Origin of the sequence: Peribacillus sp. Aquil_B1 (assembly GCF_022603275.1) — a bacterium.
In the GTDB taxonomy this organism is placed as follows: Bacteria; Bacillota; Bacilli; order Bacillales; family DSM-1321; genus Peribacillus.
Map to the genome: position 1 here is coordinate 375,733 of NZ_JAKXEE010000001.1, position 26,052 is coordinate 401,784.

The 26,052-nt window shown below is 40.2% G+C and carries 29 protein-coding genes; 24 read left to right on the forward strand and 5 right to left on the reverse strand.

What is annotated here, in order from left to right:
• The first annotated feature begins 92 nt into the window (after positions 1–92).
• The 3 genes from MPH60_RS01860 to MPH60_RS01870 all read left to right on the forward strand — a co-directional run bounded on the left by MPH60_RS01860 (position 93) and on the right by MPH60_RS01870 (position 2,095).
• Complete coding sequence (locus tag MPH60_RS01860) at positions 93–749, forward strand: phosphatase PAP2 family protein (protein WP_241589158.1); 657 nt, start codon at positions 93–95, stop codon at positions 747–749.
• A 153-nt stretch (positions 750–902) separates the two neighbouring features.
• On the forward strand, positions 903–1,457 hold the full coding sequence (locus MPH60_RS01865) for a hypothetical protein (RefSeq protein WP_241589157.1): 555 nt from the start codon (positions 903–905) through the stop codon (positions 1,455–1,457).
• A gap of 161 nt (positions 1,458–1,618) precedes the next feature.
• A complete protein-coding gene (locus MPH60_RS01870; RefSeq protein WP_241589156.1) occupies positions 1,619–2,095 on the forward strand; it encodes a hypothetical protein in 477 nt (158 codons plus the stop codon).
• 179 nt (positions 2,096–2,274) lie between these two features.
• On the opposite strand, the gene MPH60_RS01875 is transcribed toward MPH60_RS01870, so the two are convergent.
• Entirely contained in the window at positions 2,275–3,663 is a 1,389-nt protein-coding gene (locus MPH60_RS01875) for an L-cystine transporter (RefSeq protein WP_241589155.1), read from the reverse strand.
• A gap of 292 nt (positions 3,664–3,955) precedes the next feature.
• Here MPH60_RS01875 and MPH60_RS01880 point away from each other — a divergent pair, with 292 nt between their 5' ends.
• The 6 genes from MPH60_RS01880 to MPH60_RS01905 all read left to right on the forward strand — a co-directional run bounded on the left by MPH60_RS01880 (position 3,956) and on the right by MPH60_RS01905 (position 9,221).
• Positions 3,956–4,465: a GNAT family N-acetyltransferase gene (locus MPH60_RS01880; protein ID WP_241589154.1), complete on the forward strand. Its 510-nt coding sequence runs from the start codon at positions 3,956–3,958 to the stop codon at positions 4,463–4,465.
• Positions 4,466–4,587: 122 nt separating this feature from the next.
• A complete protein-coding gene (locus MPH60_RS01885; RefSeq protein WP_241589153.1) occupies positions 4,588–5,046 on the forward strand; it encodes a VOC family protein in 459 nt (152 codons plus the stop codon).
• A gap of 181 nt (positions 5,047–5,227) precedes the next feature.
• A complete protein-coding gene (locus MPH60_RS01890) occupies positions 5,228–6,817 on the forward strand; it encodes an ATP-binding protein (RefSeq protein ID WP_241589152.1) in 1,590 nt (529 codons plus the stop codon).
• Positions 6,818–6,819: 2 nt separating this feature from the next.
• Positions 6,820–7,524 carry a response regulator gene (locus MPH60_RS01895; RefSeq protein WP_241589151.1) on the forward strand — a complete coding sequence of 235 codons (705 nt, stop codon included), beginning with the start codon at positions 6,820–6,822 and terminating at the stop codon, positions 7,522–7,524.
• A gap of 173 nt (positions 7,525–7,697) precedes the next feature.
• Positions 7,698–9,008, forward strand: coding sequence for a CitMHS family transporter (locus tag MPH60_RS01900; RefSeq protein ID WP_241589150.1), 1,311 nt, complete (start codon positions 7,698–7,700; stop codon positions 9,006–9,008).
• Positions 9,009–9,074: 66 nt separating this feature from the next.
• Positions 9,075–9,221, forward strand: a complete 147-nt coding sequence (locus tag MPH60_RS01905) for a hypothetical protein (protein WP_241589149.1) — start codon at positions 9,075–9,077, stop codon at positions 9,219–9,221.
• A 162-nt stretch (positions 9,222–9,383) separates the two neighbouring features.
• On the opposite strand, the gene yyaC is transcribed toward MPH60_RS01905, so the two are convergent.
• Positions 9,384–9,956, reverse strand: coding sequence for a spore protease YyaC (yyaC, locus tag MPH60_RS01910; protein WP_241589148.1), 573 nt, complete (start codon positions 9,954–9,956; stop codon positions 9,384–9,386).
• Positions 9,957–10,195: 239 nt separating this feature from the next.
• On the opposite strand from yyaC, the gene MPH60_RS01915 reads away from it, so the two are divergent.
• The 3 genes from MPH60_RS01915 to MPH60_RS01925 all read left to right on the forward strand — a co-directional run bounded on the left by MPH60_RS01915 (position 10,196) and on the right by MPH60_RS01925 (position 12,618).
• Positions 10,196–11,044 (forward strand): pentapeptide repeat-containing protein, encoded by an 849-nt coding sequence (locus tag MPH60_RS01915; RefSeq protein ID WP_241589147.1) that lies wholly within the window; start codon positions 10,196–10,198, stop codon positions 11,042–11,044.
• A gap of 413 nt (positions 11,045–11,457) precedes the next feature.
• On the forward strand, positions 11,458–12,195 hold the full coding sequence (locus MPH60_RS01920) for a MerR family transcriptional regulator (RefSeq protein WP_241589146.1): 738 nt from the start codon (positions 11,458–11,460) through the stop codon (positions 12,193–12,195).
• Positions 12,196–12,330: 135 nt separating this feature from the next.
• The gene (locus tag MPH60_RS01925) at positions 12,331–12,618 is read left to right on the forward strand and encodes a hypothetical protein (protein WP_241589145.1); all 288 of its coding nucleotides are present in this window, start codon (positions 12,331–12,333) and stop codon (positions 12,616–12,618) included.
• Here MPH60_RS01925 and MPH60_RS01930 read toward each other — a convergent pair.
• Entirely contained in the window at positions 12,587–13,267 is a 681-nt protein-coding gene (locus MPH60_RS01930) for a copper homeostasis protein CutC (protein ID WP_241589144.1), read from the reverse strand. The genes MPH60_RS01925 and MPH60_RS01930 overlap by 32 nt on opposite strands.
• Before the next feature lie 233 nt (positions 13,268–13,500).
• On the opposite strand from MPH60_RS01930, the gene MPH60_RS01935 reads away from it, so the two are divergent.
• The 4 genes from MPH60_RS01935 (at position 13,501) to MPH60_RS01950 (ending at position 15,793) form a co-directional block, all read left to right on the forward strand.
• On the forward strand, positions 13,501–13,767 hold the full coding sequence (locus tag MPH60_RS01935) for a transporter suffix domain-containing protein (RefSeq protein ID WP_336275372.1): 267 nt from the start codon (positions 13,501–13,503) through the stop codon (positions 13,765–13,767).
• Positions 13,768–13,883: 116 nt separating this feature from the next.
• Positions 13,884–14,432 carry an NUDIX hydrolase gene (locus tag MPH60_RS01940; RefSeq protein ID WP_336275371.1) on the forward strand — a complete coding sequence of 183 codons (549 nt, stop codon included), beginning with the start codon at positions 13,884–13,886 and terminating at the stop codon, positions 14,430–14,432.
• Positions 14,433–14,803: 371 nt separating this feature from the next.
• Positions 14,804–15,265, forward strand: a complete 462-nt coding sequence (locus tag MPH60_RS01945; RefSeq protein WP_241589143.1) for a YjfA family protein — start codon at positions 14,804–14,806, stop codon at positions 15,263–15,265.
• 69 nt (positions 15,266–15,334) lie between these two features.
• Positions 15,335–15,793: a DUF2690 domain-containing protein gene (locus MPH60_RS01950; RefSeq protein ID WP_405390694.1), complete on the forward strand. Its 459-nt coding sequence runs from the start codon at positions 15,335–15,337 to the stop codon at positions 15,791–15,793.
• A 61-nt stretch (positions 15,794–15,854) separates the two neighbouring features.
• Here the strand turns inward: MPH60_RS01950 and MPH60_RS01955 are convergent, their stop codons facing one another.
• Positions 15,855–16,379, reverse strand: a complete 525-nt coding sequence (locus MPH60_RS01955) for a methylated-DNA--[protein]-cysteine S-methyltransferase (protein ID WP_241589142.1) — start codon at positions 16,377–16,379, stop codon at positions 15,855–15,857.
• Positions 16,369–16,953 carry a bifunctional transcriptional activator/DNA repair enzyme AdaA gene (locus MPH60_RS01960; RefSeq protein ID WP_241589141.1) on the reverse strand — a complete coding sequence of 195 codons (585 nt, stop codon included), beginning with the start codon at positions 16,951–16,953 and terminating at the stop codon, positions 16,369–16,371. The genes MPH60_RS01955 and MPH60_RS01960 overlap by 11 nt, the downstream gene beginning before the upstream one ends.
• Positions 16,954–17,121: 168 nt before the next feature.
• On the opposite strand from MPH60_RS01960, the gene MPH60_RS01965 reads away from it, so the two are divergent.
• From MPH60_RS01965 to MPH60_RS02005, 8 genes are all read left to right on the forward strand, one after another.
• A complete protein-coding gene (locus tag MPH60_RS01965) occupies positions 17,122–18,030 on the forward strand; it encodes a DNA-3-methyladenine glycosylase family protein (RefSeq protein WP_241589140.1) in 909 nt (302 codons plus the stop codon).
• A gap of 187 nt (positions 18,031–18,217) precedes the next feature.
• Positions 18,218–18,637: a collagen-like protein gene (locus MPH60_RS01975; protein ID WP_405389177.1), complete on the forward strand. Its 420-nt coding sequence runs from the start codon at positions 18,218–18,220 to the stop codon at positions 18,635–18,637.
• A complete protein-coding gene (locus MPH60_RS01980) occupies positions 18,573–18,812 on the forward strand; it encodes a hypothetical protein (RefSeq protein ID WP_241589429.1) in 240 nt (79 codons plus the stop codon). Before MPH60_RS01975 ends, MPH60_RS01980 begins: the two co-directional genes overlap by 65 nt.
• Before the next feature lie 252 nt (positions 18,813–19,064).
• A complete protein-coding gene (locus MPH60_RS01985) occupies positions 19,065–20,660 on the forward strand; it encodes an ATP-binding protein (protein WP_241589139.1) in 1,596 nt (531 codons plus the stop codon).
• Entirely contained in the window at positions 20,654–21,343 is a 690-nt protein-coding gene (locus MPH60_RS01990; RefSeq protein ID WP_241589138.1) for a response regulator, read from the forward strand. Before MPH60_RS01985 ends, MPH60_RS01990 begins: the two co-directional genes overlap by 7 nt.
• Before the next feature lie 134 nt (positions 21,344–21,477).
• The gene (locus MPH60_RS01995) at positions 21,478–22,359 is read left to right on the forward strand and encodes a helix-turn-helix transcriptional regulator (RefSeq protein WP_241589137.1); all 882 of its coding nucleotides are present in this window, start codon (positions 21,478–21,480) and stop codon (positions 22,357–22,359) included.
• A gap of 213 nt (positions 22,360–22,572) precedes the next feature.
• On the forward strand, positions 22,573–23,865 hold the full coding sequence (locus tag MPH60_RS02000; RefSeq protein ID WP_241589136.1) for a CitMHS family transporter: 1,293 nt from the start codon (positions 22,573–22,575) through the stop codon (positions 23,863–23,865).
• A gap of 201 nt (positions 23,866–24,066) precedes the next feature.
• Positions 24,067–26,010, forward strand: a complete 1,944-nt coding sequence (locus tag MPH60_RS02005; protein ID WP_241589135.1) for a PTS mannitol transporter subunit IICBA — start codon at positions 24,067–24,069, stop codon at positions 26,008–26,010.
• The last annotated feature ends 42 nt before the right edge of the window (positions 26,011–26,052 follow it).

The following is a 26,052-nucleotide window of genomic DNA, read 5'->3' on the forward strand; positions in this document are numbered from 1 at the left end:
ATTAACTTTTGCAATTAAAGAGTTAATCTAGTGAAAAATGTTGTATAATAATCTTTGGAAAAAAACCAATATATTGAAAGTCGGAGCGAGCCATGAAAAACAATTCCATACTATCCTTTCACCCGTTATATTATTTAATACTTTTGGTGATTACTAGTTCCATCTATTCAATCATCAATCAATCTTCAGGTCATGCTGTCGATGTTACGACTATAATAGATGGAGAGATTCCCTTTATTAAAGAATTTGTCGTTCCTTATTTACTTTGGTATCCGTATATTTATGGATTGCTGATTTACTACTGTTTTGTTGACCGAAAGCAATATTTCGTAGGATTAGGCAGTTTGATATCGGGGAAACTTTTCTGTTTTCTTGTCTATTGCCTTTGGCAAACGACAGTTCCGCGTCCAGAAGTGGTGGGCAATGATATCTTTGCCCATTTAATGCGATTGGTCTATAGTCATGATCAACCTGTCAACTGTCTTCCCAGCATTCATGTGCTGACTACATTCATCATGATGATCGTCGCCCATAAGCGGAAAGAAGAGCACAAATGGGAGTATGCCAGTGTCACTGCATTCGGAACACTGATCATCCTCTCCACGCTATTTACGAAACAGCATGCTGTATTGGATGTACTCGCAGGGATACTTCTCGCATGTGGGGTATATGCAGCTGTCCAGTATACGTTCACAGCGCTATCGGCTTTTCAGGCCAATCATTACACTGCGAGGCAAATTAAAAAGTGACCATATGAATAAAGCCACCGTAAGAATATTCGCTCCCATGAGCTGATATGTTACAGTGGCTTTTTTTGTTTCAATTAAGATTTGGATATTTATGTTAAAATATATATGGTATTATGTTTTTAACCTAATGTAACAGTGGAGAGGAGGAAAAGAATGCCTCATCATCTTGATCGGATTGCTGAAGACTTGGTTAAAGCAAAGTTGGAAAATTATTGGCCAGGTTTTGAACTTGTTGCGTATGCATTATATGATAAGAGCAATGTTTATCTATTCAATCATCCTAAATTCAGTAACAATCCACCATGTACATATCATATTTTAAGCTGGGATGTACAGTTTATTGGTGACACAATCATTATGTATGAAGAATATCCCACAGCAATTGTTAATATGGATTCGTATGTGGAATATGAAGATTTGTATTCAATACTGGTTCATGAATTATTTCATGGCTATCAATATATAAAGGATGAAAAACGGTTTCCCGATGAATTGATTGGAATCACCTATCCGTTGTCAAAAGAAAATGTGGAATTGCGAAATCAGGAACGAACAAATCTTTATCATGCGATGTTGGAAAATCACTTAATTAAGAAGAAACAATACCTTAATGCTTTCCTTGCACTAAGGGAAAAAAGAGCAACCAAGATTGAAGAGTACCTAACATATGAGAAACCATTGAGGGACCTGCGTGGTATGTCGAATTAAAAGCTTACTCGGAAAAAAGCCCGCTTGATTACCATTCAGTTTTAAAAAAGTATGCACAACAACTAATAAACAAATATGAATCTACTTCTAGTATTAGAAGAAGTTGTTATAGTTCCGGTTTGTTTATGTGTTTGTTACTGGAGGAGCTTTCACCAGGCTGGGTGGAAGGTTTTTTTGATAGAGAAGATACATTATATGACCTATTAAAACAGTTGTCCGATGATTATTTGGAACATTCAATAGCTGATGTGAAAATAAGTTCTGAAACAGAGGAAGTCATTAATTTTGCTATAGAAAAGAGAATGAAAGCATTTGAAGAGTTTAATGAACAAGCAGGATTTCATCTATATATTGAAGGGGAAATAACTGCTGTATCCTTTGACCCGATGAATATCATCCCATTAGAAGATAGACATTTACATAAGAGCTTTATAAAAGTAAGAATGAATAATCAAGATTTTCTTATTCAACAACAGGTTATTGCCCATGTCGATGATGGAACTCAAAACATAAATAAATTACACCTGATAGTAGAGAATGAACCCTCTGTAAACATTAATACGCAAACAATTGATGGTGTGGGGGAAATAAAGGGAAGATATAAGAAACAAAAAAATATCTTGCATGTACTTATTTAAAATGAATTTTATCTTAAAATGGGTTTCAATCATCATTCCCATGTTGTATCATAACGATGCTTATTGTGGATATACCATCAGGAAAACCAAAAGTGATTGAAGTATTATATAGTTCCAATTTACAAGCAAAGAAAAAAAGCATCGAACCCCCATGACAGGAAGTCCGATGCTTTTTTCTTTTACATTTCAGCTTCGATTTTCAAAGATGATTCTTCGCTGAACTGTTCCTTATCCAGGTCTCCCGTTATTTTACTGGTCAGAATACCGGAAGTCATGCTTCCGCTGACATTCACAGCCGTTCTTCCCATATCGATCAATGGTTCGACGGAAATCAACAGTCCAGCCAAGGCGATTGGCAAGTTCATTGCAGATAATACCAGGATGGCAGCGAATGTTGCTCCTCCGCCTACACCTGCAACCCCGAAAGAGCTAATGGCCACGATGGCAATCAACATGGCTATAAATGAAGGATCCAGTGGGTTGATTCCAACCGTTGGAGCGATCATGACCGCTAACATGGCCGGATAGATTCCGGCACAGCCGTTTTGACCGATTGACAAGCCGAAGGATCCGGCGAAGTTGGCAATACCTTCGGACACGCCTAGTTGTTTCTGTGTTTGGATGTTCAATGGCAGAGCTCCTGCACTTGTTCTTGAAGTGAAGGCAAATGATAAAACCGGGAAAGCTTTTCTCAAATATACGATTGGATTCAACCCTGCAAGCATCAGCAATAGCAAATGGATGAGGAACATGACAATCAGGGCTACATAAGAAGCACCTACGAATTTCCCCAATTTCAGGATGGCATCCAAATCACTCGTAGCTACCGTCTTCGTCATGATCGCCAAGATTCCGTAAGGTGTTAAACGCAGGATCAATGTTACGACGCGCATGACGATGCTGTGCAATGTATCTACTATTTTAGCAAAAAATTCAGCATGTTCAGGCTGTTTCCTTTTGACCCCTAAATAAGCAATCCCAAGGAATGCAGCAAAGATTACAACGGAAATCGTTGATGTAGGACGTGCTCCCGTTAAATCAAGGAACGGGTTGGATGGAATCAATTCAAGGATTTGCTGCGGCATCGTTTTATCCTGAATCGTACCGTATGTTTCCGAAATTTGATCCCCGCGGCTTAACTCCGCTTCCCCTTGCTCAATTTGAACGGCTTCCAAATTGAATACAGTTGCCGAGGTGATCCCGACAGCTGCTGCAATCGCAGTCGTTCCAAGCAGGATTCCGATGATCAGGACACTGATCTTTCCAATATTGCTAGTCAGTTTCAATCTTGTGAATGCGGATAAGATCGAAATGAAGACAAGCGGCATGACGATCATTTGCAGGAACTTGACATAGCCGGAACCTACAATGTTAAACCAATCGACCGATTTAACGATCGCTTCTGACTGAGGTTCATAGAAATACTGCAAAAGAAGACCGAATACAATCCCTAAACCAAGTCCAGTAAAGACCCTTTTTGTAAAGGAAACATGCTTCTTATTCATGTAAAATAAAACGCCTAAAAGAACGAGCATTATGGCAAGATTTAAAAACACATAACCAATCATATATATTCCCCCAATTCCGATTAACCAAATGTGAATAATAAATATCTGATGACTATGATACATCATCCGTTCATTTTTTACCAGAAGAAAATAATTTATTTTTGACTTTTCAAGTAATTCATGTATTCATCTTTATTCAGGAGCTGGATAAGAGGGAACAATTAAGGATGGCCGGAACAAGCTAGGTACAAATCTTCCATTATAAATATTTATCAGGAAGGATAATCCCTTGTTTTTCTTGAATGATATATCAGGCCGTATATGCTTAGCGTTTCTTGAAAGGATGAAGGATATGGATATATACCTTGAAAGGCTTAGTGAACAGGATGCACAAGCGTTATTTGCATTTGAATGCAATAATAGAAGGTTTTTCGAGCAAACGGTCCCAGGCCGGGGAGGTGATTATTATACCTTTGGAACGTTTGAAATCAGGCATAAGGAATTATTAAAAGAGCAGGAAGATGCTACCTCCTCTTTTTATTTGATCAAGGATGGTTCAGGCATGATCGTCGGCAGGATTAATCTTGTGGATATAGACCCGATTAATGGTACGGCTCACGTCGGTTATAGAATTGGTGAAGCGTTTACGCAAAAAGGGATTGCGAATGAAGCTTTAAAGCTTTTGGTGCAGCTGGCGCCGAAATTGAATGTGGCTCAAATAGATGCCAAAACGAAAAGCGACAATATTGCCTCCCAAAAGGTTTTAGTGAAAAACGGTTTTGAACGGATTTCGATTAATGAGGAAATCAGTGCGGATTCGGGTCAAAAGCTAATGTTCTACCATTATAGTAGGAACCTTTAAATCCATTTTCTTCTATATAATAGCCGCATAAATTGTAAAGGATTTTAGAGATGAAGAAATAATCTCGGGATATTTTCGCCGCAAAAGATTTCATTATTTAAAAGGAGAAAGGATAATATAATATGATAGAAGGTTTATATGAAGCCCATCTGCCCGTAAAGAACCTGGCCATCTCAATGGATTTTTATAAGAAAATAGGCTTGAAACTAGCTTGGAGGGATGAAGATACTGCCTTCTTTTGGATAGAGGAAAACAAAAGCTGGGTCGGATTATGGGAAGGGAAAGAATATCAAACTCCATACCACCCTTCACTAAGGCATATCGCCTTTCGGGTATCTTATGAAAATATGAAAAATGCATTAACTTGGCTCCAATCCCTAAAAATTGAAGTTGTCCCTTTTGGAAAAAGGACAACGATTGAACCTTTTGTACGCCCGCACCAAGGTAATGCTTCCGTCTATTTCAATGACCCCGATGGAAATAGTCTCGAACTCATGTGTTCGGTAGAAGTCCCTGATGCATATAAGCACATGACTGAAAAACTATCACTTGAAGAATGGGAAGAACTATTAACTAAGTGAACTCTGTAAAGAAAAAGGTTCCCGCCTGGTCTCAACCATGGTATAAATAAACTGTTTTCTTATATAGGAATTTACTATTATTTTCTTCATGATACGAAACATCATTTTATTTTTATACTCTACGAGTATGAGCAATTATTACAGAAAGGTTAAGGGCATAAATGTGGAGTTTAAAATTAGAGTGAACTTATTAACTCAAATGACATTACTTATCATATTCGTTGTTTTTATCAGTACATTGCTTGTGAGCCTTCTATTCTCTACACTGTTGGAAGACATCGTCGAAAACCATATGGGTAAGCAAGCAATGACGGTGGCTAAATTAGCAGCCCAAAATCCAACGATCATCCAGGGATTTAACAATAAACAGCCCTCAGAGGTGATTCAACCCGCATCAGAAATGATTCGTCAAACAACAGGTGCCGATTATGTAACCATTGCGAACCATAAAGGACTTCGATACTCTCATCCTAATCCAGAATATATTGGGAAGCCTACTGCTACTAGTAATGATGCAGTACTTAATGAACACAAATCAATTATTTATCAAGGAAATGGGATTTCAGGTCCAGCGATTAAAGCTAAGGCACCTATCTGGAATGATAAAGGGGAAGTTATCGGTGTTTCATCTGTAGGGTTTTTGGTAGAGAATGTGCAAGATCAACTATCCGATTATAAAATGAAGATTATTCATTTGTCACTTATTCCAATTGGTGTAGGAATCGTATGGGCACTATTTATAGCGCGACGCTTAAAAAAGCTTACTTTAGGACTAGAGCCGGAGGAAATTTCTTTTCTATTTCAAGAAAGGGAAGCGACACTTGATGCCATCCGATATGCTACCATTACGATTAATATTGAAAAACAGGTTACTTCCATGAATAAAAGAGCACGTGAATTGTTTCATGATCATCAGCTTATGGTGGGAAAGCGGGTTGTAAATGGGCATTTAGAAAAACTCATCAAAATAGTAATCAGCACAAAAGAGGGACAGTTCAATCGTAAGTTACTTTTAGGCCAGCAGCTATATATTTTGGATTTATTCCCAATCCTAAATCATAATGACGTCAGGGGCATCGTTTTAACAATAAGAACAGTATCCGAAATTGAACAATTAACAAATGAATTTTCAGAAATCAAGGCCTTTTCAGAAAATATGCGGGCACAAAACCATGAGTTTTTAAATAAATTAAATACCATTTATGGATTACTAAGTTTAAAACAATATGATAGGGCATTGACTATCATCTCTTCTGAAGTGAGGGAGAGGCAAGATATCATTTCGTTTCTAATGTCATCGGTTAAAGATCCGTTAATCGCCGCCTGTTTACTTGGAAAGATAAACCGTTCAAAAGAATTGCAGGTTATATTAGAAATAGAACAGGAAAGCAATTTAAACAGTTCATTAAAGCCTGAGGATTCCCATCACTTGGTTTCCGTTATTGGTAATGTCATCGATAATGCGATGGAGGCAGCACGGCAAAAAAACAAAAATGAGGGAAAGGTCAAAATTTCGTTTACTGATTTAGGAAACGAAATTATATTTGACATCGAGGATAACGGTCCAGGTATCCCTCATGCAATGGAAGATATTATTTTTACAGATGGTTATACGACTAAAAATGGGGAAAATCATGGGATCGGCTTGGCCATTGTAAAAAACTCCATTGGTCTTTTGAGCGGTGAAATTTATATTGATCAAAGTTATTTGGGCGGAGCAAGATTTACAATCGCCTTCCCGAAGAATATAAAAGCAGAACAGGAGGTGTGAAAATGTCCAAAGGACCGATTACAGTTGTCATTGTTGAAGATGATGAGAATGCTGTGAATATATATAAACAATTTACCGATCAACTAGATCAATTTACTGTCATTGCTACAGCTAGCACAGGTAAGCAAGCGTTAAATATATTACATGCCGCACAGCCGGACTTAATTTTATTGGATATCTTTTTACCGGATATGAATGGAATTGACCTTCTTCGGGAAATTAGGAGAGAATACCGGGGCATTGATGTAATTCTGATCACCGCCGCGAATGATACCGAAACAGTCAGTGAAGCGATTAGGGGAGGGGCTTTTGGTTACCTAATAAAACCCATCATTATCGATAAGCTTCTAGCGACGCTCAACCAATACGACCTGACGAGACAGCAGCTGCATAATAATAACTTAGTAAATCAAGATAAAGTCGATACTCTTTTTCGGACCATAAGTAACCCAAATAAAGTAAATGATGTCCAAATGAATCCTCTTCCCAAGGGAATTGACAAACATACCTTGAAAATGGTCAGAAGTAAGATTCAAAGCGTCAATGGCAGTTTAAATGCTGATGAACTAGGTCAACTCGTTGGAATTAGTTATTCAACCATGCGCCGATATTTGGAGTATTTAGTTTCCTGTAATGAAATGGAAGTTGAAGTTTTGTATGGCAGTGTAGGAAGACCTGAAAGAAAATATAAAACAAAACACCTTTAAATCCCTGTTGATGAAATTCGTTTTCATCAATGGGGGTTTTTTCTTTTTCAGGCGTGAAAAAAATGAATAAAACTCTTATTACTTTCTTTATATGTGAAAAAGGCTTGATGGATGATAGTCTCTAAAGAAAGCGCTATCAAAAAAGATGGCGGTTAACAGAAGGGAGCTTGAAGATGTTATCCATTTTAGGATTTTCCATGATTGCTGTATTCATGTATTTAATTATGTCGAAGCGACTATCGGCATTAGTGGCCATTATGCTCGTTCCAATCATATTTGGCGTGATCGGAGGGTTTTTTACAGAACTGGGACCCATGATGCAGGATGGTGTTGAAGGAATAGCTTCTACAGCCATAATGATTTTATTTGCGATTTTATATTTTGGAATAATGATAGATTCGGGTTTATTTGATCCTCTCATCTCTAAAATATTGAAGATAGTAAAAGGAGATCCTTTAAAAATAGTTTTGGGAACCGCTATTCTCTCAATGACCGTCGCATTAGATGGGGACGGTACAACAACTTACATCATTACGGTCTCAGCCCTTTTACCCCTTTATAAGCGTCTAGGGATGAACAAAATAATATTAGCCACTGTTGCCATGTTATCCATGGGTGTAATGAATATGACACCGTGGGGGGGAGCTTCCGCTATGGCAATGGCTTCGTTAAATCTTGACGCATCGGAATTGTTTTTGCCAATGATTCCTGTCATGGGTTTTGGGCTCATTTGGGTTCTTGTCGTGGCTTTTATATTGGGAAAAAGGGAACGAAAGAGATTGGGTGTAGTGGAGATCCAGCATAATCACACTAAAGAAATGAGTTCAGGGGCCAATTCTGAGTTAGCGGCAACAACGGTCTCCAATCATTATCGCCGACCGAAATTGGTCTGGTTCAACTTTATTTTAACGATTGTACTCATGGCATCCTTAATCATTGATTTTATGTCTTTGACCATTTTATTCATGATTGCTTTCGCCATTGCGTTATTGGTCAATTATCCTGATTTGAAAGATCAACAGGATCGAATCGCCGTTCATTCGAAAAATGCATTGGCTGTTGTTTCAATTGTCATTGCAGCCGGGATTTTTACAGGCATCATGTCTGGAACGAAAATGATTGATGCAATGGCCATTACCTTGGTATCGCTTATTCCAGAACCTTTAGGACCATTTTTACCGGTAATTGTAGCGTATGCAAGTGCCCCTTTTACTTTCTTTATGTCTAATAATGCATTCTATTTTGGCGTACTTCCAATTATCGCTCAGGCCGCTGATGCATATGGAATCAGCGCGGCAGAAATAGGGCGCGCCTCGTTAATAGGGCAGCCGATACACGTATTGAGTCCTTTAGTGGCTGCAGCACATTTGCTAATAGGTTTAGTGGGCACTGACTTTGGGGATTTACAGCGGTTTGCCGTGAAATGGGCATTAGGGACTGTCACTGTCATGACAATAGCAGCGATAATCTTGGGAGTCATCTAGTAAAAGGGATGGTATCTTTTCTTGTAGATTGTGCAAATCGATAATTTTTATATTGGAGGATTTTCAATGTGGATCATCACACACTATAAAAACAGAGATATTGTAATGTATGAATTTGAAACAGAACAAGCAGCAAGAGAAGTTTTTTGGAGTATTCAAGGCAATAAGTTTCTTTCAGAAGTCATTTACTTTAATGACCCAGGTTTAGCATAGTGATAGCATGAATCGTAGAGGTGTTTATGGCTAGTTAACAATAAAAGGTCAATTTACATAATATGACGATTAAAAAACACAATACATCAGAGTGTCCTTCAAGAATATGCATTTAAGTGTACCCCGAAAAAGCTAAAGCTTTATTGGGGTTTTACTATTATTTTAGACGGTTTTAACAATGATTTTTGTGGTAATCTTCGCCAAATTCATGACAGTATCCAGTCTCGTATCATTTAAGGATTGTTTGGGGAAAAGGGGATCTAAATAATTTACGACGGCTTTTAGGTGATAATCACCCAATTCAGGTAAGGATTTATTCATCGCTTCACCAGGGCTAAAAGGACCTTTTGTCAGAAAAATGGACCCAATTTGATGATAACCACCCAAACAAGCATCGATGCCAAAAATAAAGGGATTTTTAAATTGCCTTTTTATTTCTTTCAAAACACTTTTCAAATTAAGGGCGTGAACTGGTTCTGCGAGTGTTCCGAAGACATGGTAAGGGACTTGGTTTTCTCTTAGCATCGTCCCTACTAAAGGTCCGAATGAATCTCCTGTGGAGCGATCTGAGCCAATACATAAAAAGATGATCTCTTTGGACGTTGGCCGAAGAACTCTTGCGATTTGAAAAGACATTTCGTCTATTTCTCCTTCTGCCTCTGTTTGCAATGTGTAGTTGCAATACTGCATATCTTTTTTTGTCTCCCCTTTTTTCCTGCCATTAAAAGGATACATGCCTACACTCCCTTATCTTATTTACTAGAGTTCTGTGACATCTTGTAGAAATTATAACATGATTAATAATTTGGAAATCACTTGTTTTCCCTCTAATGATTAAATTAATTACCTCGTTTCGTGTTTGCTTGTATTTTGTTAATATATAGATTTGCTGGAATTTTTGGTAAAATGGAAGAAAATAAATAAATCTATAATATGAAACAATTGGTTTTATTTAATAGAAGGAAGTGTAAGTATTGTTTAATCAATTAACGAATAACGATAGTATTCTTAATCATTTACGTGCAGACTGTGAGAATTGTTTTGGTTTGTGCTGTGTAGCTTTGCCTTATGCAAAATCTGCTGATTTTGCATTTGATAAAGATGGAGGTACACCATGTTCAAACCTGCAATCGGATTATCGTTGCGGCATCCATGAAAATCTCAGAGCAAAAGGCTTTCGAGGCTGCACGGTATATGAATGCTTCGGTGCCGGTCAAAAGGTATCTCAACTCACTTATGATGGAAACGACTGGAGAGACAACCCAGCTTCAGCAAAGGAAATGTTCGATGTATTTCCTATTATGCAACAACTTCATGAAATGCTTTGTTACTTAAATGAAGCACTGAATTTAGATGATGCGAAACCTCTTTATCAAGATTTGCAGGCTGCTTTTGAAGACACGGAATACCTCACTAAGCAAAGTCCAAAGTCTATCATGGACCTGAATGTACCAGCTCATAGAGCGATCGTTAATGATTTACTTCTGCGCACAAGTGAACTCGTACGTGCGAAGGTTCCATTTAAGAAAAATAAAAAAAAGCAGAACAAAATAGGTAGGGGAAGTGACCTGATTGGCGCAAAGTTGAGAGGTGCTGATCTTAGGGGAGCGAACTTAAGAGGAGCTTTGCTTATTGCATCTGACCTCAGAGAAGCTGACATGAGAGTGACGGATCTTATCGGTGCAGACTTTAGGGACGCTGATTTAAGCGGTGCCGATCTCACCGGGAGTTTCTTCATCACACAAGCACAGATTAACTCGGCTAAAGGCGATACGAAGACAAAATTACCGCTCTCATTAAGCATTCCCGTTCATTGGAGGTAGAGGTATAGCCAAGATTGGAAGCTAACTTTCATACAGAGTATACGTCTCATGAATGAAAATGGTTTAATTCACGAGTAAATGGGCGCAAATTCACGAGTAAAAGCGTAAAATTCACGAGTAAATGGCGCAAATTCACGAGTAAAAGCGTAAAATTCACGAGTAAATGGCGCAAATTCACGAGTAAAAGCGTAAAACTCACGAGTAAAGCCCAAACTCACGAGTAATGGAAAATTTAATACATAGATTTGGCTTTAATTCTAAGCTTTTACAAATGGTGAACTCTATACTTTCATGCGATTCTTCATTAGGAAGGGTCGTCTTTTGTAATTGGGCCAGAAACTTTCACTTTTCCATTTGACTCTGACGTTGCGTAATACCTTAAAGTAAATGATATCGAAAGGAGGTAAGAAGCAGTGGCAATGAAAGTGAAGGAGCTAGCCGATTTGGTTGGCATTAGTGTGCGGACACTGCATTATTATGATGAAATCGGGTTATTATCGCCAGAGGAAATAACCGATTCAGGTTATCGCCTTTATTCGAATGATAATCTTGAGATGTTGCAGCAAATTCTGTTTTTCAGGGAACTTGGCATGCCGTTAAAGGAAATAAAACAAATGATAAGCAGCTCTTCGTTCGATAAACATGATGCGTTGAAGCAACATCAAAAAATGTTACTGGAGAAACGCAGTCAGCTCGATAAATTAATTAAGACGGTTGAAAAATCGATTAAGCATATGAAAGGGGAAATTCAAATGACGAATAAAGAAAAATTTGAAGGATTTGACTTCAGCCAGAATCCTTATGAAGAAGAAGCCCGCAAGCTTTGGGGGGATAAAGCTGTCGATGAGTCGAAGGCTAAAGTGGCGGGCATGTCCAAAGATGCACAGAAAATTGTGTCGGACATCTATTTAAAACTTGCGTCAATCCGAAATGACTCGCCTAAGTCAGAGGAAGCACAAGAGGCAATTAAAGAATGGTATGATTGTTTGAACAATAACTTCGGCACATACTCGCTGGATGCTTTCAAAGGATTAGGTCAAATGTACGTGGATGATCAACGTTTCACCAAAAATATCGACAAATACGGTGATGGTTTAGCGAAATTCATGTGTGAGGCGATGGGGCATTTTGCTGACGCTAACAAAAATTGAATCCACAGATTAGTTGGAAGGTTGCTCCGGCAACCTTCTTATTTTTTAGCTAAGGGGCCGGTCAATTTAAGAAGCTGTATTCTATAGGTATGGTAAATATTTATAATATTCTTTATAGAGAATAGGGGGGAACTTATGGAATTTAGGAATGCCGCCTTTAACCCCGGGAAAATCAATGATGTTGATGGAAGTAAAATGGCAGTTTTTTATGGGGATGCCATTTATACAAGCTTCGTCAATAAACTTAGGGCCGCAGGTTGTGTTTTCGCCGAGGAAGAGGACCGGTTGCTTATCAGCGCGGCAAGGACTGTGGTTTTGGGACTCGATCTTTTTACAAAAAAAAGAGCTCGGCATCATAAAAAGGGACCAGTTAAATGGTCCCTTTTTGACATTATTTCTTTAGCAAGTTTACGATTTCTTTAGCTTTTTCTAATGTAACTCCTTCAATGATACTGTTATTCTTTCGAACAGCCGTACCGAAATGATAGTGACCGGTATGCAATTCGGAATGGATAGAAAGGATATTATCCTTATTTAAGCCGCTTCCAACCAGTATCGCTATGTCGCCGCAGACTCTTTGCATTTGTTGAATCGTTTTCATGCGGCTGGGGAAATCCCCATGCCCACCTGAGGTCAATATCGTTGTGATTTCTGGATATTGTGCTAGCATTTCGGCTGAAATGACTGGGTCGTTTGTGTCATCGATGGCTCGGTGGAATGTAATCTCCAAACCTTCACATACCGTCAATAATTCTTCGAGGTATGGTTGATTGATTTCATTCTTTTCATTTAATGCACCCAATACAACCCCGTTCGCTCCCAGTGATCGAATGATTTGGATATCTTTTTTCATTATTTCCAAATCACTTTGCGTATAACAAAACGACTGGCTATGAGGTCTTACCATCACGTTGACCGGTATCTTCACTGAATTGACGGCAGCCTCTATCAGGGCGTGGCTTGGAGTTAATCCCCCCTCGGCTAAAGAACTGACAAGCTCGATTCGGTCTGCGCCCGATTCTTCGATTATAAGGGCATCTTCTATCGTTGTGGCAATGAATTCAATGTACATTGGATTTTCCTTTCCTGCATGCAAGTGTTATAAGATTATTAAATCCATTAAGAATCGTAAAGTCAATTCATTAATAGATAGTTTTCCTCAAATGGAATATCTTTATTTCACTATTTATGAAACGAAATGGACATTCAAACGTATAAAAAAAAGAATATATTCAATGGTATATTTGAAAGTGAAATGTTCGGCAGGGTAATTAAATGAAAATCATCATGACGGAGGTTATTTAATTGGATAAAGAAAGTAAGGAAATAAAGAAATCGAGATTTTACAAAATAGGGATGGGGTTCCTTATCATTTCCCTTCTCACTTGGATCATTCCTGTCGTAGCACCTTTTACGCCATTTTCGACTGCGGTGAAAGCGGGGGTCATAACAGGTGCGATCGTCTTTGCGGAAGTCATGTTTTGGGCAGGCGCGCTTTTGGTCGGGAAAGAAGTGGCTGCTAAATATAAAGGTTATTTAAACCCGAAAAATTGGAGAAAAGAAAAAGGATGAAGCTGTTTTTTATAAAAAAGGGCTGGGAGTGAAGCTCCATTGGAAACTGAATTATTAAAAGTTTTCGATTCCGATCGCATTCAAACGGGCGTGGCTTGCGTGAGGAAGTACATAGATTGGGACATTGGCATGAGGTTTTCCACTGCTGGTTCGCAAGTAGAGAAGCGGGCGTGGATTACCTATATCTACAGCATCGTTGTGCGGTAAAAAAAGATTATCCTAATCTATTGGATATTACGGCTGCCGGTCATTTACTGGCTAATGAAACGGTATATGACGGAGTCAGGGAGATTAAAGAAGAAATAGGCATTGACGTTTCCTTTGAAGAGTTGGTTCCATTAGGGATCATTGAATACCAACAAACGAAAGAGGATTTCATCGACAAAGAACTGGCAAACGTCTTTCTATATGAAAGTGCACATAGCTTTGATGATTTCACCCTGCAGCCAGAAGAGGTTTCCGGGATAGTGAAGGTTTTGCTGAATGACTTCGAAGAGCTTTGGACCGAAGCGAAGGACAAAGTGAATATTCAGGGATTTGAAATGAATCACGAAGGCCGTAGGATGAAGATTGATCGATTTGTGGGACGGGATGCGTTCGTTCCCCATGATCTTTCCTATTATGAAAGCACCATTAGATTGATCAGAGTAAACCTCGCTAAATGAAATAAAGCCCTGACAAAACGATTCGAGTTCTGTTGGGGTTTTTCTTTTTTCTTGAAAAAAACATTAAGTACATCGACCTGCATCCTTACCGATCAACGGCAGCCTATTGGCTCGTTTTGTCTCAGTTCGATACGCATAAGTCCTTAGTTGTTACCTTATTTGTCTTGAATTGCTCATAGGGATAATGACTTTGTCTCTGTGCTGATTCAGTTGATAATACGAGACATACCCGACTGTAATAGTGATAGCAGCCTGCAAGTTAAAGACGGGGCTGTAGTTTTTCATGAACTAGGGAATTTATCACTTGTAAGAATATTACAAAATTGTAAGATGAACAGTGTATAAATTTTGTTAAGGGGATGAGTGAAATAATGAAAAAAATGGTTTTATGCATTTCATTTTTTGTAGCTTCTTTAGTCCTTTTTGGCTCCCTTGATTCTTTTGCAAGCAAAGCTTCAGCAGAAACACACACCTATGATGGAAAAAGTCCTTACTACAATAGTTGTGCGAATAGCGCTGTCACGAAGAAGTCCGTGAAAATTTATGCCAATGGCGGTTCTGCCAATTTGGAGTTGAAATTCAGCACTGTCTGTAAAACTGCCTGGGCGAAGATCACTCTAAGCAGACCGGCTAAAACAGATGGGGAGGCAACGGCATTGGTTGTCCGAAATACTGATAATAAACAATTTAGCTGTGCATCTCCTGGAGGAAATGGTGAAATAAATAAAGGTCAAACGTCATGCTATACACCAATGGTATATGATTTAGATCCACGAAAAGCAAAAGCGGTCGCTTTTTGGCCATATACAGCAGGTGAAACTGATTGGTATTAATGAAAAAGGAAAGACCTTCATCTATATTTTTGCAAAGAAAGGATGAATGTATTGAATAAAAAGCTCAAAATGGTAGGTTTATCCATGGTGATGGCTCTGTCGATGTTGCTTGTCGACTTTGGTTTTGGAAAAAATCAAGCACTGGCTGAAACACACACCTATGATGGAAAAAGTCCATACTATAATAGTTGTGCAAGTTCGGCGGTAACGAAGGATAAAAAATGGATTGATTCCAATTCGTACGTAGAATTGAAATTCAGCACTGTGTGTAAAACCGCCTGGGCAAAAGTGACCGTAACACGCCCCGCCGTATATAACCATGAAGCGGATGCCAGAATCGTACGAAGTACTGATGGTAAGGCCTTTACATGTTCCAGTTCCGGGGGCAATGGAGTTGTGAATATCGGGCAGACTTCATGCTATACACCAATGGTATATGATTATGACCCGCGCAAAGCACAGGCTCAAGGGATACATGCGATCCCAAATAGTGATGCATATAATAAAGCGGTGACCATTTGGTACTGAAAAACAAAAACGCAAAAAAAGCATCCTCATGTCGGATGCTTTTTTTGCGGTCAGATTGTACTCACGCTTTCATTTCTGCTTCCAATTGAAGTAGATATTGTTTCATCTCCGTACCTCCCCGGTAGCCGGTAATGGCACCGTTTTTTCCGATAACCCGGTGACATGGCACCGTGATCAGAATAGGATTGGCACCAATGGCCGTACCAACAGCCCGAACGGCTGCAGGTCTTTGGATGATTTGGGCAATATCGGAATAGGAACAGGTTTTTCCATAGGGGATTTGATTCAGTGCTGCCCAAATTTCTTGTTGAAAGGGCGTGCCTTTTACATCTGCGGGAAGAGAGAAAGTCTGCCTGGTTCCTTCGAAATATTCTTGTAGTTCTTTTAGATAGGGATTTAATGCTTTTTCATTTTCAACAAGGCTTGCCATTGGAAAGCGTTTTTGTAGCCAAGACTTTAGTTCTTCAAACGTTTGACCTGGAGAACCTACATAACAAAGCCCTTTTTCCGTCCTGGCCACATATAAATGCCACTTATCATAATGCAAAATGGCCCAGTCAATGGTTTGTTCTTTATCATTCTTCATTTTCTTCACGCTCCAAAGCTTGAGTTTTGAGATAAGCATTCCGATATCCTGAAGGGGTATTCCCCATTTTCCTTTTGAACAGCGTCATGAAATAGGGTGTACTGGAGAACCCGACAGCCAAGCCTATTTCAGTTATCGGCTGTTCGGAGTTTTCCAGCAGCCTGGTTGCTTTTTCAAGGCGAAGCCGTTGAATGTATTCAGTGGGCGATATTCCCTTCACACGCTTGAAGGATCGTTGTAAATGATAGGGGCTGCCGTGGGAAATATCCGCCAATTTGTTCAAAGTGAGGGTTTCGCTGTAATGGGTGTCGATCCATTCGGCTATTTGTTCGACCCATTCTTCTGTCGGCAAATTCAGTCCTTCCGGTTTGCATCGTTTACAAGGCCGGAAATCTTCTTCCAAAGCCATCATGGCATTTTTGAAAATCTTCACATTATCCTTATTCGGCACCCTGGATTTACAGGAGGGCCTGCAAAAGATGCCTGTCGTAATTACTCCGTATAAAAAATGATCATCATATGCTGCATCACAATTTATAATAGCTTTCCAATATTCATTCGGGAAAGGATTCACTACATTCACCTCTCCATTTAGTATACAAGAAAGGGGTGATATACAAACATTTTGATAATGTAAAAGCAAGATAACGTAATGTTAAAATAAGGGAGTTTATGAAATTGCAAGATAACGTATTCATTTTTCATTAGAATAAAGAGAATAGGACAAAGGAGGACATTATCAATGGATGAAGGCATGATTGAATTAAGAATTCATGCTCCAAAAGAGTTCAGTTTTTCGGAAAATCTTAAATACTTATCTAGATCCTCCAATGAATGTTTGTTCGATATTGTTGATCAAAAAATTTATCGAGCACTTGTTGTCGAAAACGAGACACTCTTAGTGGAAATCAGTGCGATGAATGAAACGGAGCTATCCGTTCGGTTTCCAGGACGAGCTGCACCGATGGATAATCAGGTAAGGGATGCTGTTTCCCAATACGTTCGTCATTGGTTCGACCTTGAGACAAACCTGCTTCCCTTTTATGAGCTGGCCCAAAATGACCCTATATTGCACAAACCGGTAAGCCAATTCTTCGGATTGAGAAATATGGGCATCCCGGATTTATTTGAAGCGATTGCCTGGGGAATACTTGGACAGCAGATTAACTTGACCTATGCCTATACCTTGAAACGGAGGCTTGTGGAGGGATTTGGTGAATATGTCGAATTCGAAGGAAAGCAATATTGGCTGTTTCCGGCACCTGAGGTGATCGCGAAATTGACGGTCGAAGATTTTACCGATTTGAGGATGACGGTGAAGAAGTGTGAATATTTAATTGGTGTTGCTCAACTGATTGCAGAAGGGAAACTTACGAAAGAAAAGCTGTTAAATGCAAAGGATGTAAAAGAGGCTGAAAAAATGCTGACCAAAATACGGGGAATCGGTCCGTGGACAGCGAACTATGTCTTGATGCGCTGTTTGCGTTTTCCAGCAGCCTTTCCCATCGATGACGTTGGGCTGCACAATTCCTTGAAACTGGTCATGGAAACGGAAGCAAAACCAATGAAAGCGGAAATCCTGAAACTATCGGAAGCGTGGGCCGATTGGGAATCCTATGCGACCTTCTATTTATGGAGATTGCTATATTGACTTCGTATATCTCTTTAATCGGAGATAAAACTAAAGAATTCGTCGATATATTTCTAAATTCGGAGATAAAACAGTAAATTACGTCGATATATCTCAATATTCGGAGATAAACTGCATTTCCAGCCCAAACACCTTGGGTCCGTATATCATAACTTATTACATTCAATCTTATTAGAGGTGAATGACCATGTATATGTACCCAACGTATCATTATGAAGATCAAGTTTTTCTTGAACGGCAGTTTCCCGGTCTATCCGGCTTTCCGGGCATCCCAGGATCACCGGGCTTTCCAGGTCAACCAGGTTTTCCCGGTGCGCCTCAATTTCCAGGGCAGCCAGGTCCACCGCCGGGTTCGCAAGCACCAACAGCACCCCCGCCAGCGTTTATCCCCCAACAGCAATCGGCTTCAACATTTGCCGTAGATCCAGGTGCGATTTCGTTTTGTCTGTTCAGGAATACTTTTATATGGCTAAACAATGGTGCACGTTTCTGGTATTACCCCATTTTCGTCGGTCCGCGTTCTGTTGCCGGCTTCAGGTGGAATGGCAGGTTCTGGACGATTTTTGGCATCGATACAAGACAAATCAATTCATTTAGCTGTTTTTGAAAAAATGCTCAAAGGAGATGTTTCCTTTGAGCATTTTATGTTTCAGCTTGTTTTGCTTTCTTCCAATAGAAGCAGCACTATCCAAAGAAAAACATCATTAATAGAAATGCCCACCGTGGATCGTCGCCCTAAAGCGGTCAACATTCCGACTGGGGAAAGGAGATACAAGGTGTAAAACAACTTAAATGGGACACTGTGAAATAAACCGATAGTACAATGAGCGAAAGGGTGATGTTGTCATATAAATCATTTGAAACGGATTCAAGAAATTCATTTCGCACTCCCTTTTTTGTTGCTTGTATCTTATCATTTTTGAATGTGGCAAAATAAACGGCCAACAATGTTCAATATTTAATAGAAATGGTAAAATCATTATGCTCCTATAAAATTTAGTGAATGAAAATGAAAATAGAGGATGCTGTTGAATATGAGGAAAGTATCGCTGGAAACCAAGATTCTCGGGTTAGTCTTATCGTTGAGCCTGTTTTTGATTCTTTTATTGACGACTAGTTTTTCCTATATGGAAGGAAGACAAATAGCTAAGGATAAAGGTCAATTGGCGTTGGAACTTTCAAAGACGATTAGCTTCATGCCTACCGTTACAGAGGCTTTTGAAACGGATGATCCCGCTGGCATAATTCAGCCGATTGTCGAAAAGATCCGCAGGGAAACAGGGGCTGAGTTCATCGTTGTAGGGAATGCAGAGGGAATTCGCTATTCCCATCCGCTGGTTTCCGAAATTGGGAAGCGGATGGAAGGCGGGGATAATAGCAGGGCCATTCGGGAAGGCGAATATTATGTCTCCGAAGCGGCAGGATCACTCGGTCTTTCCATTCGGGGGAAGTCACCGGTATTCAATGAGGATGGAAAAATAATTGGCATCGTCTCCGTCGGTTTTTTAGTGGACGATGTCCGCGCCCAAATTTTCAAGGATTTGTCCAAAGAGATGGTTGTATCTTTAGTGGCCATCATGATATCGATCATTGGCAGTTATATGCTGGCAAGAAGCATCCGTAAAGATACACTGGGGCTGGAACCATTTGAAATCGCCAATTTATATAAAGAAAAAAATGCAGTGCTTCAATCGGTGAAAGAAGGTATTCTGGCCATTGACCAAAATGGGCTGATTACCTCGATGAATCAGCCGGCGAAAAAATTGCTGGATATTAAAGAGTCCGTTCGCCATTTGAACGTGGACGGACTATTTCCTTCGAAATATTTATTCGAAGTGCTGAAGTCCGGTGAACCGCAAATGGATAAGGAGATTTCATGGAAAGACAAATCCATCATTGTTAATTGTACGCCAATCTTCGATAGTGAAGGGGTAAGCGGTGTTGTTGCTTCTTTCCGTGATCGAACGGAAATTGAGGAAATGGTCAACACATTATCTGAAGTGAAGATGCATTCAGAGGATTTAAGGGCACAAACCCATGAATTCACCAATAAACTATACGTCCTTTCAGGATTGATACAATTAGGGGAATACGATGAAGCAATAGAAATGATTCAAAGCGAAACATCCGAATTGCATTCCCTGAACCGTGTCGTGTTCGAACAGATAAAGGATACGAAGGTACAAGCCTTGTTACTGGGCAAGATAGGGAAAGCATCGGAGAAGAAGATCTTTTTTGAAATAGACGCACAAAGTTACCTAGAGAAACTGCCTGATCATATAAAATTGTCTCAACTAACATTGATTCTAGGCAATATAATCGATAATGCACTAGAAGCGGTTTCAGGCATGGAAGAGCCGCTCGTGAAATTTTTCGCCACAGATATCGGAAATGATATGGTATTTGAAGTGAGTGATAACGGAAAAGGAATACCAGAGGATGCGATTGCCCATATTTTCGATCGGGGTTTCACTTCGAAAAACAGCGGAAGTCCGAGTGGTTATGGACTTTCGAATGCTGATCATGTCGTAAAAGAGCTAGGCGGCATCATCGAAGTCCACAGCGAGGATGGCAACACCATATTCACCGTGTATCTTCCTAAAGAACAAAGAGGAGGGAAAGAATGCTGAAGATAAGAGCAGTCATTGCAGAAGATGATTTTCGTGTAGCGGATATCCATGAAAAATTCCTGAAAAACTTTGATGAAATAGAAGTGGTCGGAAAAGCTGTCAATGCCAAAAAAACGCTTCGGATCTTGGAACAAAAAAGCCCGGATCTGCTTTTGCTTGATGTTTATATGCCAGATCAGCTTGGTACAGACCTCCTTCCGGACATACGGCAAAAATTTCCGAATGTGGATATCATCATGATTACCGCGGCAACGGATAAAGAACTACTTGAAAAGGCGCTTCACTATGGTGTAGAGAATTATTTAATTAAACCAGTGGAAATGAAGCGCTTCAACCAAGTTATCGAAGAGTATCTGAAGAAAGTTCACCTGATGAAATCCAAACAAGAAATAGATCAGGATTTTGTTGACCTCATTTTGAAAAAGGGTTCTTCCGCTTCGGAAACGAACGATGGACCGTCCTTGCCGAAAGGGGTCGACGAAATCACTTTGGCGAAAGTGATCGAGGTACTCGAAGCAAGCGATATCGGTTTGTCGGCTGAGCAAGTTAGCGGACAGATCGGAGCTTCCAGGACAACCGCGAGACGTTATCTGGAATACTTGATATCCGTTAAGAAATGTAAAGCGGAAGTCGTATATGGGGTAGTGGGGAGACCTGAGCGAAGATATTATAAAATTCAATAGAATGAAATGGGAAACACCTTCAAGATTGGAGGTGTTTTTTTATGCATGCATGGTTTTTAAGATTATAAAAAAAGCAATATATGTCAAAAAAACGATATTTTTTTCTGTTATCCTTTTCTTAAGGAGGTTTGGAAATGAGATACAGCCCCATCATCCAAAAAACGATTGAATATATAGAGAATAGCTTACAAGATGAATTGTCTTTAGAGAACATCGCACGATTCGCAGGTTTTTCGAAGTTTCATTATCATCGTATTTTTCAAAAGGAGGTTGGCGTGACCGTATCTGAATATATTCGATATCGAAGGATCGCCAATGCAGCAAACATGCTGCTTTATACTGATGAAAAAATAATCGACATTGCTTTCTATTACCGCTTTGAAACACAAGAATCCTTTACTCGTTCATTTAAGAAATATTATGACCTGCCGCCAGGGCAATTCCGGAAACTCGTAAGTAAACTAACTTTGCAAAAGGAGGAAATGACGATGAAAAACGAACAATTATTAAAAGGATGGAATTTAAGCGGGAGTCATCCATTCAATTATAAAATGGGAATTGACCGGGAGACATTCCATAAAGGCCAGGCATCAGGTTTCCTGAAATCCGTCACTGCGGAATCCAAGGAGGAATTTGCAACGATGATGCAGCAATTCAAGGCGGAAAATTACCTTGGCAAAAGAATGAAACTGTCGGGTTTTTTAAAATCACGAGATGTTGATGGATTTTGTGGTTTATGGATGAGGGTGGATAATGCCCTTCATGATGTTTTGCAATTCGACAATATGGGGAATCGGCCTGTCGTTGACGATACGGAATGGAACCATTATTATATTGTCTTGGATGTACCCGAAAACAGTGCCATCATTTCATTCGGGGTCCTTCTTTCAGGGCGTGGCCAAGTATGGATCGATGAACTGGAATTCGAGGAAGTCAGTACAGATACACCAACGACCAATATAGATTACGGCTGTGACCTTTTGGATGGTCCGGCAAATTTATCATTTGAAGAATAAATGCGCGGATTATTTGCTAAATGATCGCTCATATTCTTAAAGAACCCGCCATTCAACCCGGGGAGTGGCGCCAGGTTCAGCCTCGAAAAATTCTTCCGTGAACACAATGAACACAATTAACTAAATAGTTTTAAAACACAATAAATTGAGAACGCTTACAAATGAAGCGGTTTCATATACACTTTATCTTATTAGAAGATAGGAGTGATAGATATGCTCGCTTTATTAGGATACTTGATGATAGTAGTGTTTATGATTTTAATTATGACAGGGCGACTTTCAGCCATGATAGCTTTGATTGCAGTACCAAGTGCCTTTGCACTTATTGGCGGGTTTGGCGGTAAAATGGGTGAGATGGCGCTGGAAGGGATCAAGGACGTCGCGCCAACGGGAATCATGATTTTATTTGCAATCCTTTTCTTTGGCATTTTAATCGATGCTGGCGTTTTTGACCCGATCATCAATACGATACTTAAGGTCGTAAAAGGAGATCCAGTGAAAATTGCCATTGGCACGGCCGTCCTGGCTTTGCTGATTTCCTTGGATGGAGATGGTACAACCACATATATGATAACGATTTCAGCCATGCTTCCGCTATATAAACGGATTGGCATGAGGCCGCTAGTATTGGCCGGTATTGCTGTTTCGTCATCTGGAGTCATGAATCTACTTCCTTGGGGAGGCCCTACAGCACGGGTGATGACCGCTTTAAAACTTGAAATGTCCGATGTTTTCACCCCTGTCATTCCTGCGATGATTGGCGGAGTCCTGTTCGTCCTTTTCATGGCATATTGCCTGGGTAAAAAAGAAAGAAAGAGAATCGGGATCATTGAAGTCGACTATCGTGCTGTAGCACAGCACGCGGCTGCAACGGAAGATGCTTATCTTAAGCGTCCTAAATTGATCATATTCAATTACGCATTGACTCTTACACTGCTGGTTGCGCTGATTATGGAACTTATGCCTTCAGCGGTTCTGTTCATGGTAGGTTTCGCCATTGCCATTACGGTTAATTATCCGAAACTCAGTGATCAGAAAGAGCGTGTAGCAAACTATGCGGACAATGCTTTATCTGTCATTTCGATGATTTTTGCAGCAGGTGTCTTCACTGGAATCCTTGCCGGTACGGAAATGGTCGATGCCATGGCAAACTCTTTGATTCAGCATATCCCAGATCAAATGGGCGCACATTTTGCTGTCATCACGGCCATCATCTCAGCACCTTTTACGTTCTTCATGTCTAATGACGCATTTTATTATGGTGTGCTCCCATTGCTTGCTAAAGCGGGAGCTGCTTATGGAATTGACCCTGCCCTGATCGGCAGAGCTTCACTATTAGGGTTGCCCGTCCATCTATTAAGCCCGCTTGTTCCATCTACCTATCTATTGGTTGGAATGGTAGGGGAAGATTTCGGTGCATTGCAGCGTACCTTCCTGAAATGGGCATGCGGATCGACGCTTGTCATGATAGTGGTATGTGTCCTATTGGGAATCATCCCGCTATAAATCCCTAAAGAGTCCCGTTCGTCAAGTTGCGAACGGGACTCTTTTTTGTCTTTATCAAGCACTGAATAAATCTGGAAAAGTGAGATACATTATGTTTGTCTTCTCTTTCGCGACAAAGTTAGCTTTTACTTTTATTGAATGCTGAAGGTACGTACCTTAAAATTAAAGGAAACTATATTAATATGAAGGGAAGAGTGCAAAATGGCTCACTTTAATATAAAAGTTGCAGTTCAAAAGTTCGGTAACTTTCTAAGTTCGATGGTCATGCCGAATATATCAGCTTTCATAGCATGGGGGCTAATCACTGCCCTATTCATTCCATCTGGTTTCCTGCCAAATGAAAGCCTTGCCAAAATGGTAACACCGATGGTTACTTTTTTATTGCCGCTTTTAATTGGGTATACAGGTGGTAAGCTAATCCATGACCACCGTGGCGGCGTAGTCGGTGCCATTGCGACAATGGGCGTCATCGTCGGATCTGATATCCCGATGTTCCTTGGCGCCATGATAATGGGACCGTTCGGCGGATATGTCATCAAGAAATTCGATCAATTGATTGAAGGAAAAATAAAAGCCGGTTTTGAAATGCTTGTTAATAATTTCTCAGCGGGGATAATTGGCGGCTTACTGTCCATTCTATCCTTCTTGGCCATCGGGCCTGCTGTAGACGTATTTACAGGCTGGCTTGTAGCAGGAGTCGATTGGCTTGTCGGTACAGGTTTACTGCCGTTGACTAGTATCCTGATCGAGCCTGCCAAGGTATTGTTCTTGAATAATGCCATCAATCATGGTGTACTATCACCAATCGGTGTGGAGCAAGTTAAACAAACAGGGGCTTCAATCCTGTTCCTTCTGGAATCGAATCCTGGACCAGGTATCGGCGTACTGCTTGCTTATTGCTTTTTTGGGAAGGGAACGGCGAAGAAATCGGCGCCAGGAGCTGCCATCATTCATTTCTTCGGCGGGATCCATGAAATTTATTTCCCTTATATCCTAATGAAGCCGATGTTATTCTTAGCTGTCATTCTTGGAGGCATGAGTGGAGTTTTCACTTTGGTCCTACTAGGCGGAGGATTGTTCGCTCCCGCATCTCCAGGAAGCATCCTTGCCATTACAGCGGTAACTCCGCATAATGCGGGTGCATATATTGCTAACTTTGCAGGCGTCATCGTAGCGGCCATCGTTTCATTCATCGTCGGTGCATTCATCCTGAAAACAGGAAAGCAATCTGAAGAGAATATTGAAGATGCCGCGAAAAAAATGCAAGAAATGAAAGGCAAGAAAAGCTCTGTTGCCGATGTATTCGCTTCAGACCCGGGTACGATGCCAGCAAACGTCAGCAAAATAATATTTGCCTGCGATGCTGGGATGGGATCAAGTGCGATGGGGGCTTCGCTGCTTCGCAAGAAGGTGAAGGAAGCCGGATTGAATATCACTGTTACCAATACGGCGATCTCAAACATTCCTGCAGATGCACAAATCGTCATAACACAGGAAGAGTTAACACCAAGAGCACAGAATAAAGTGCCGAATGCTTATCATGTATCCGTCGATAATTTCCTATCGAGCCCTGAATACGATTCATTGCTTGCAAGGCTTCAGGACGATGGCACCGATGAGCTGCATGAAATCGTCGAGGATGCTGAAGAGAAGGTTCCCGGTGTTCGTGAACATTCAATTGAGCCAGGCATTAACGAGGATGAGCAGGAGGATAATGAATTGCTTCGCGAAGAAAACGTCTTCCTTAATCAACAGTTCGCCAATAAGGAAGAAGCGATCCGCTTTGCGGGAAGAGCTTTGGTTAATGCAGGTTACGTTAAGGAAAGCTATATTGAAGCAATGATTGCCCGTGATGAATTGACTTCAACTTATATGGGGAATGATGTAGCCATTCCGCACGGAACCGAGGAAGCTAAGAAAGATGTCCTTAAATCTGGATTTACCGTCCTGCAAATTCCTGATGGTGTCGACTTTGACGGCCAAAAGGCAAGATTGATATTCGGCATTGCCGGCAAGGATGGGACACATCTTGAAATTCTATCTGGCATTGCAGTTACCTGCTCTGAGATGGAGAATATTGAAAAGATGGTTAAAGCCACATCAGCCAGGGAATTGATGGATATTATAAATGTCGAAAATAATTAAATACTCTTAACCAAGAATAGAAAAGCGTTTTACGCTTTTCTA

Excerpts from the sequence above, each read along its gene's own strand:
- MPH60_RS01895 (WP_241589151.1), top strand. The coding sequence starts at position 6,820 with ATGTCCAAAGGACCGATTACAGTTGTCATTGTTGAAGATGATGAGAAT.
- MPH60_RS01995 (WP_241589137.1), top strand. The coding sequence starts at position 21,478 with ATGAGATACAGCCCCATCATCCAAAAAACGATTGAATATATAGAGAAT.
- MPH60_RS01865 (WP_241589157.1), top strand. The coding sequence starts at position 903 with ATGCCTCATCATCTTGATCGGATTGCTGAAGACTTGGTTAAAGCAAAG.
- MPH60_RS01980 (WP_241589429.1), top strand. The coding sequence starts at position 18,573 with ATGGCAGGTTCTGGACGATTTTTGGCATCGATACAAGACAAATCAATT.
- MPH60_RS01880 (WP_241589154.1), top strand. The coding sequence starts at position 3,956 with ATGGATATATACCTTGAAAGGCTTAGTGAACAGGATGCACAAGCGTTA.
- MPH60_RS02005 (WP_241589135.1), top strand. The coding sequence starts at position 24,067 with ATGGCTCACTTTAATATAAAAGTTGCAGTTCAAAAGTTCGGTAACTTT.
- MPH60_RS01965 (WP_241589140.1), top strand. The coding sequence starts at position 17,122 with ATGGATGAAGGCATGATTGAATTAAGAATTCATGCTCCAAAAGAGTTC.
- MPH60_RS01925 (WP_241589145.1), top strand. The coding sequence starts at position 12,331 with ATGGAATTTAGGAATGCCGCCTTTAACCCCGGGAAAATCAATGATGTT.
- MPH60_RS01945 (WP_241589143.1), top strand. The coding sequence starts at position 14,804 with ATGAAAAAAATGGTTTTATGCATTTCATTTTTTGTAGCTTCTTTAGTC.
- MPH60_RS01990 (WP_241589138.1), top strand. The coding sequence starts at position 20,654 with ATGCTGAAGATAAGAGCAGTCATTGCAGAAGATGATTTTCGTGTAGCG.
- MPH60_RS01875 (WP_241589155.1), bottom strand. The coding sequence starts at position 3,663 with ATGATTGGTTATGTGTTTTTAAATCTTGCCATAATGCTCGTTCTTTTA.
- MPH60_RS01885 (WP_241589153.1), top strand. The coding sequence starts at position 4,588 with ATGATAGAAGGTTTATATGAAGCCCATCTGCCCGTAAAGAACCTGGCC.
- MPH60_RS01905 (WP_241589149.1), top strand. The coding sequence starts at position 9,075 with ATGTGGATCATCACACACTATAAAAACAGAGATATTGTAATGTATGAA.
- MPH60_RS01955 (WP_241589142.1), bottom strand. The coding sequence starts at position 16,379 with ATGAAGAATGATAAAGAACAAACCATTGACTGGGCCATTTTGCATTAT.
- MPH60_RS01930 (WP_241589144.1), bottom strand. The coding sequence starts at position 13,267 with ATGTACATTGAATTCATTGCCACAACGATAGAAGATGCCCTTATAATC.
- yyaC (WP_241589148.1), bottom strand. The coding sequence starts at position 9,956 with ATGTATCCTTTTAATGGCAGGAAAAAAGGGGAGACAAAAAAAGATATG.
- MPH60_RS01975 (WP_405389177.1), top strand. The coding sequence starts at position 18,218 with ATGTATATGTACCCAACGTATCATTATGAAGATCAAGTTTTTCTTGAA.
- MPH60_RS01950 (WP_405390694.1), top strand. The coding sequence starts at position 15,335 with ATGGTAGGTTTATCCATGGTGATGGCTCTGTCGATGTTGCTTGTCGAC.
- MPH60_RS01985 (WP_241589139.1), top strand. The coding sequence starts at position 19,065 with ATGAGGAAAGTATCGCTGGAAACCAAGATTCTCGGGTTAGTCTTATCG.
- MPH60_RS01860 (WP_241589158.1), top strand. The coding sequence starts at position 93 with ATGAAAAACAATTCCATACTATCCTTTCACCCGTTATATTATTTAATA.
- MPH60_RS01900 (WP_241589150.1), top strand. The coding sequence starts at position 7,698 with ATGTTATCCATTTTAGGATTTTCCATGATTGCTGTATTCATGTATTTA.
- MPH60_RS02000 (WP_241589136.1), top strand. The coding sequence starts at position 22,573 with ATGCTCGCTTTATTAGGATACTTGATGATAGTAGTGTTTATGATTTTA.